This is a genomic window from Pedobacter sp. (assembly GCF_035566355.1).
Taxonomy (GTDB): domain Bacteria; phylum Bacteroidota; class Bacteroidia; order Sphingobacteriales; family Sphingobacteriaceae; genus Pedobacter.
The window spans coordinates 1-5,264 of the sequence record NZ_DATMRL010000552.1 but is presented as its reverse complement, the minus strand read 5'-3'; the positions used below and the strand labels follow the sequence as shown (position 1 = coordinate 5,264).

The following is a 5,264-nucleotide window of genomic DNA, read 5'->3' as shown; positions in this document are numbered from 1 at the left end:
AGTGTTTGTGATATTTCTTTTAGTTTTTTTATACTGAAAGCATGCCCGCCATTTAACCACCTGGTAATCTCGTCGTGATTGATGTCTACTATAGCCGAAAGATCGGTCGAATTGAGTCCTTTCTCTGACAAAAAGCTTGCTGTTTTATCTGCAATTTCCTGGTTCACTCTGGTTAACTCTTCAATTGCAGGGTTTCCACTTTCCTCCAGCCAAATCGAAACAAAATCGTTTTCTTCCATTTATTTTATACTTGTTAAGTTGATCGTATTGAATCACCTGATTTTATAGTGTGTCAATTTTTTTCTAATGCGGGCCAAATTTAGTAATTATGGATCTGTTCAACAACAGATAGCGGGATAAATATGACTTATCCTTTGATGTGGTAGGGTGGTATCGTTACTATACTACGATAACGAGATTATTCTAATGGGCTGAAGTTTGTAAATCTGGTATATGGGTCAAAAGTATTTTTCTTGTTTTTGATTAGATATTTTCTTTTTCCATTTTTATCTATAAGCTGGATATTTATTTTATCATCTAAATTTACACTGGCAAATTCTCTAAGGCTATCTTTTTCGATTTTTAAAAATACAGTGGTTGAGCCTCCATGGACTAAAAAGGCGTCTATGCAGTTTAATTTTTTGTTGTACATTAAGTTGGGGTAGTTCTCGGAATTTTTGATGTAGATCAGCCGATCTTTACTGTTGTCATAAATAAAAAGTCTTCTGACATCATTGGCTCCTCTCGCTGCAATGGTCGATTTATAGGTCACATCTTTAAAACCATCATTGTTGAAGTCGGATAGTTCTGTAAAACAGCCGGAGAGGTCATCTGCAGAGAAATTAAATTTTTGCTTTAGCAACCATTTATTTTGATTCGATTTCACATAGAAATGAAGAATCACATAGCTGCTGTCGGCATTTCTAAAAAGTGAGAGTTCGAATTTGTTTTTTTTTGGTTTTCCAATATTTGTGCTGTCTACAAAATGTTCGAGGAGTTCTGTTTCTTTTTTTATGATATGTTTTGTTTCTTTTTTTGAGGTTATAACAATATCCGGTTTAGAAGATTGATCTTGTCTGGTTTGCCATGAAAATAGTAGTAATGAAATTATGAATACATATTGTCCCATGTCATTTACTCCAACTAACCTTTTATACTGTCCTCGTAAGTAGGACCATACATACCTGGCACTTTGTTTCCTGTGGCACGCAAGTAAACGATCATTTCTCCGCGATGGTGGTAAATATGATTGAAAAGAAATCCACGGGAAACAATACCCCTTGGCATGGGTCCCAGAATGACCCGGTCGCCAACTTTCATTGTCCAGTTGTCTTGCAATTTCTGTTCCGTAAGTGAATTTAATGCTTTTCTTGCTTTCTCTACATTGCTTTCAAAAAGAGCTAAAGTGGCCTGGATGTCATTGGGGTCGCCGCGCTCCAGGTGGTCGGCAGCCATATCATATATATCTTGAGTGAGCGTACCCACATACCAGTAGTAAATGGTTGCAATATGCTGGGCAAGCTGGCCCATTGTCCAGGAAGTTTCTGAGGGTTTGTAGCTGAGGTCTTTTTCCGGGATGGCATGGAGTAATTTACGGGTGCTGTTTACTTCATGTTCAAATTCTATGGTCAGTAGTTGCAGTGTCATTTGATAATTGCTTAGAAATAAAGTAAATATAACAAATAACAATAAATAGTTATTTCATGCATTCTACTTATTTTTACTTAAAACGAATGTAATGAAACATACCACCATCCTTATTCCGAATGGCCATACCAATTTAAGTACTATGGCTTGTATTATAGGTGCTTATGAAATATTAGCAAGAGCCAACGACTATTGGCAAGAAAATGGAAAACAAGCTTTGTATGAAGTTGAAATGGCTGGCGTTTCACTGAATACAAAGTTTATGCAAGGTTTGCTGGACTTAAAGACACAGAAACATATTTCTGCTGTTAAAAAAACAGATCTTATTATTATTCCCTCCCTGGTTTTTGATTATGACGAAAATAATAAGGAGAATCTGGAACTGGTTGATTGGGTAATGCGTAATTATCGTAATGGTTGTGAAATAGCCAGTATGTGCAGCGGTGCTTTTATGCTGGCATCAACAGGTTTATTGGATGGGAAAAAATGTTCTACGCATTGGTGTTTTGCTGATGTTTTTAAGAAAAAGTTTCCAAAAGTGGATTTACAGGTGGAGAAACTGATTACTGATGAGCATCGCATTTACACCAATGGTGGGGGCTATTCATTTCTGAATCTGATGATTTACCTGGTTGAAAAATATTATGACCGGCAAACGGCGATTTATTGTTCCAAGATCTTTCAGATCGAAATGGATAGACAAAGTCAATCGGCATTTATCATCTTTACCGGGCAGAAGCAGCATGGCGATGAAATGATAAAGAAAGCACAAGAGTATATTGAAAGTAAAATACATGAGAAAATTTCAGTAGAAACTCTATCCTCTAAATTTGCTGTTGGAAGAAGAAGCTTTGACCGGCGATTCATCAAAGCAACAGGGAATACCCCAGTTGAATATACCCAGCGGGCAAAAATTGAATCGGCAAAAAAGGCATTTGAAACGACCAGGAAAACCATTCATGAAGTGATGTATGAGGTTGGTTATTCCGATACTAAGGCATTCCGTGAAATATTTAGGAAAATTACAGGAATGTCCCCATTGGAGTATCGTGGTAGGTACAATAAGGAAACTGCAAATTAATTTAATGGATAAAATGGCCTATATTTATAAATTATGCGTTTGCAATTTTATGATATCATTCCAAGTCTGCAACCCTATATCAAACTAATTTGTTCTATGGACTGTGATGGAGAAGCAGACAGGCAACATATTCGCGTATTGCCTGATACTTGTGTAGAACTTTTTGTAAATTATACAAATTCGCCTGTGGCAATCATTGGTGATGAACTGCACAAAAGAAGTATCATTACTTTTCGTATGAGTCGACCTATGGATGTGCAAATGCGTAAGGGGACTGGTTGTGTTGCCATTTGTTTTTATCCAGGTATGGCATATAATTTTTTTCAACTTCCAATGCACGCCTTAAGTGATTTGACTGTATCTCTGTCTGATCTATGGAATGGCATGGCAGCGGAGATAGAGGAAAAGCTGGCCGATATCTGTAATGCTGAAGTGCGTGTAAACCTGGTACAAAAGTATTTGTTGGAACAATTAGCCTCAGATACCTACGATGCGCAAGTGGCTTATTGTCTTAATCAGGTACAGCTTTCCAGAGGACTGATTACCGTGAGTAAACTCACAAATGATCTTGGGCTCAGTCAGCGACATCTTTCGCGGAAGTTTCAGCAATATGTAGGCTTATCGCCAAAAGAATATCTTCAGGTGAGCAGGTTCATCTGTTCACTGGATTATCTAAAAGAATATCCGGCACGCTCCCTTACAGAAGTTGCCTATAAAAGTGGTTATTATGACCAGGCACATTTTAATCGTGATTATAAGACTTATACCGGACATTCTCCTGGCCAGGTAGTGCATTCGCAGCACATTCTATATTAGTGTCCGTTTTGTACAATTTTAAATAATTGCATCTACGCAATTTTGTAATACAAAAAAACAAAAGATATGCGAAAGATAGTATTAGGATTGGCTGTAACATTAGATGGGTATATTGAAGGTCCCAATGGAGAATATGATTGGTGCTTTACAGATCAGGATTATGGTCTGAATGAATTCTTTACTCGTGTAGATACCATTTTTATCGGCCGTAAAAGCTATGAGATGACTCAGCAATATGCTGATGACAATAATGGAGAAATCGTGCCCGGTATGCCAGCAATGACTGAGTATGTTTTTTCAAGAACGCTGAAATTTGTAAAAAAGGGAGCTGAACTGATTTCAGAAAACAGTATTGCTGAGGTAAGAAGGATAAAAGAACTACCTGGTAAAGACATCTGGTTATTTGGTGGTGCTTCGCTTGCAGAGGCTTTTTTAAAAGCAGGTTTGGTAGATGAATTATGGATGTCGGTGCATCCAGTACTTCTTGGAAGTGGCAAATCTCTATTTTATAAGCACAAGAGCCGTATCAAGTTAACCCTTTTGGAAAGCAAGACTTACGAAACTGGTTTGATATCGCTTCGCTACAGTATTGATAGCAAGTAAAGCACTATTAGATGAGGTAGTTAGTCTTTGCTAATTAGATTGTGAACTTTTTAATATCTTTACTTTTATCATTTCATGATTGTCAAAACATATTTATTGCTCGCTTATGAATCATTTTGATTGGACCTCCTTTACTAAAACTATCGCAGTTAAGGCTCCGTTAGCAGATATCTATAACGCCTGGACCAAGGCCGGGGAGTTGGAGAGGTGGTTTCTTGAACAAGTTGTCTTTACTGATGATGAAGGGGCAAATATTGGCCCTGATGTAAATGTTAAAGAGGGTTGTGCTTATAAATGGTTTTGGTATTTATATGAGGACCCCATGCCGGGGCTGATTAAAAAGGCAAATGGCAAAGATTTTTTTCAATTCAGTTTTGAAGGAGAATGCTGTGTAGATGTGACTTTGACAGAAAAATCGGGTTATACTATTGTTGAGTTAAAGCATTATAATATACCTACTGATGATCATTCTAAACAGTATATCAGGCTTGGCTGTGCAAGTGGCTGGGCCTTTTATCTGGTTAATCTAAAGTCCGTTTATGAGGGTGGGCTTGATCTTAGAAATAAGGATGAGGGCTTGCCGCCAATGATTAATAATTAAGTTAAACAGACTAATTTTCCTAAATAACTACTATTAGCTTCTTGGTTAACGAGTGTTAAATTTCTAAAATACATTGGATTAAGTTTTATATTGGTGTAGTTAATCCATTTATTATGATTAAGTTATCGATGTTCTCTGTTGCTATCTTTCTGGTCATTGGCTGCACACAACCACCAGCTCAACTGTCAAAGAACTCTGGAATAGGAAACCGAAATACCGAACGAGTTTACTCAAAATTTGTAGCAGATTCTTTTTCTATCTCCATAAGTTTACCAATTGGCTATGATCGTATGGCTTCAAAAAAATATCCGGTGGTATACTTGCTCGATGGAAACCTTTACTTTGATATTGTCGCTGTTGCGCTCAATAAGTACTCAGAAGTGGGGTTAGCACCTGAAGTTATTCTGGTAGGCATTGGTTATAAGGATTTTTCTGCTATGGACTCGTTAAGAACTCGTGATGATACATATCCTGAAGCCCTACCAGAGTATGAAATGAGTGTAAGTGGAGGGGGCG

Annotated in this window: 8 protein-coding genes; 5 read left to right on the top strand and 3 right to left on the bottom strand. The window is 37.4% G+C overall.

What is annotated here, in order from left to right:
* The 3 genes from VNZ46_RS21635 to VNZ46_RS21625 form a co-directional block, all read right to left on the bottom strand.
* Positions 1-239, bottom strand: a 239-nt coding sequence (locus tag VNZ46_RS21635; RefSeq protein ID WP_325562502.1) for a hypothetical protein, incomplete at its 3' end; no start/stop codon positions are given.
* A 179-nt stretch (positions 240-418) separates the two neighbouring features.
* Positions 419-1,129 (bottom strand): hypothetical protein, encoded by a 711-nt coding sequence (locus tag VNZ46_RS21630; protein WP_325562500.1) that lies wholly within the window; start codon positions 1,127-1,129, stop codon positions 419-421.
* A 14-nt stretch (positions 1,130-1,143) separates the two neighbouring features.
* Positions 1,144-1,647, bottom strand: coding sequence for a DinB family protein (locus tag VNZ46_RS21625; protein WP_325562498.1), 504 nt, complete (start codon positions 1,645-1,647; stop codon positions 1,144-1,146).
* A 91-nt stretch (positions 1,648-1,738) separates the two neighbouring features.
* On the opposite strand from VNZ46_RS21625, the gene VNZ46_RS21620 reads away from it, so the two are divergent.
* The 5 genes from VNZ46_RS21620 to VNZ46_RS21600 form a co-directional block, all read left to right on the top strand.
* Positions 1,739-2,728, top strand: a complete 990-nt coding sequence (locus tag VNZ46_RS21620; protein WP_325562496.1) for a GlxA family transcriptional regulator — start codon at positions 1,739-1,741, stop codon at positions 2,726-2,728.
* 33 nt (positions 2,729-2,761) lie between these two features.
* Complete coding sequence (locus VNZ46_RS21615; RefSeq protein WP_325562494.1) at positions 2,762-3,544, top strand: helix-turn-helix domain-containing protein; 783 nt, start codon at positions 2,762-2,764, stop codon at positions 3,542-3,544.
* A gap of 66 nt (positions 3,545-3,610) precedes the next feature.
* Positions 3,611-4,147: a dihydrofolate reductase family protein gene (locus VNZ46_RS21610; protein ID WP_325562492.1), complete on the top strand. Its 537-nt coding sequence runs from the start codon at positions 3,611-3,613 to the stop codon at positions 4,145-4,147.
* A gap of 106 nt (positions 4,148-4,253) precedes the next feature.
* On the top strand, positions 4,254-4,748 hold the full coding sequence (locus VNZ46_RS21605; RefSeq protein WP_325562490.1) for an SRPBCC domain-containing protein: 495 nt from the start codon (positions 4,254-4,256) through the stop codon (positions 4,746-4,748).
* 113 nt (positions 4,749-4,861) lie between these two features.
* On the top strand, positions 4,862-5,264 hold a 403-nt coding region (locus VNZ46_RS21600; protein ID WP_325562488.1), incomplete at its 3' end, for an alpha/beta hydrolase-fold protein.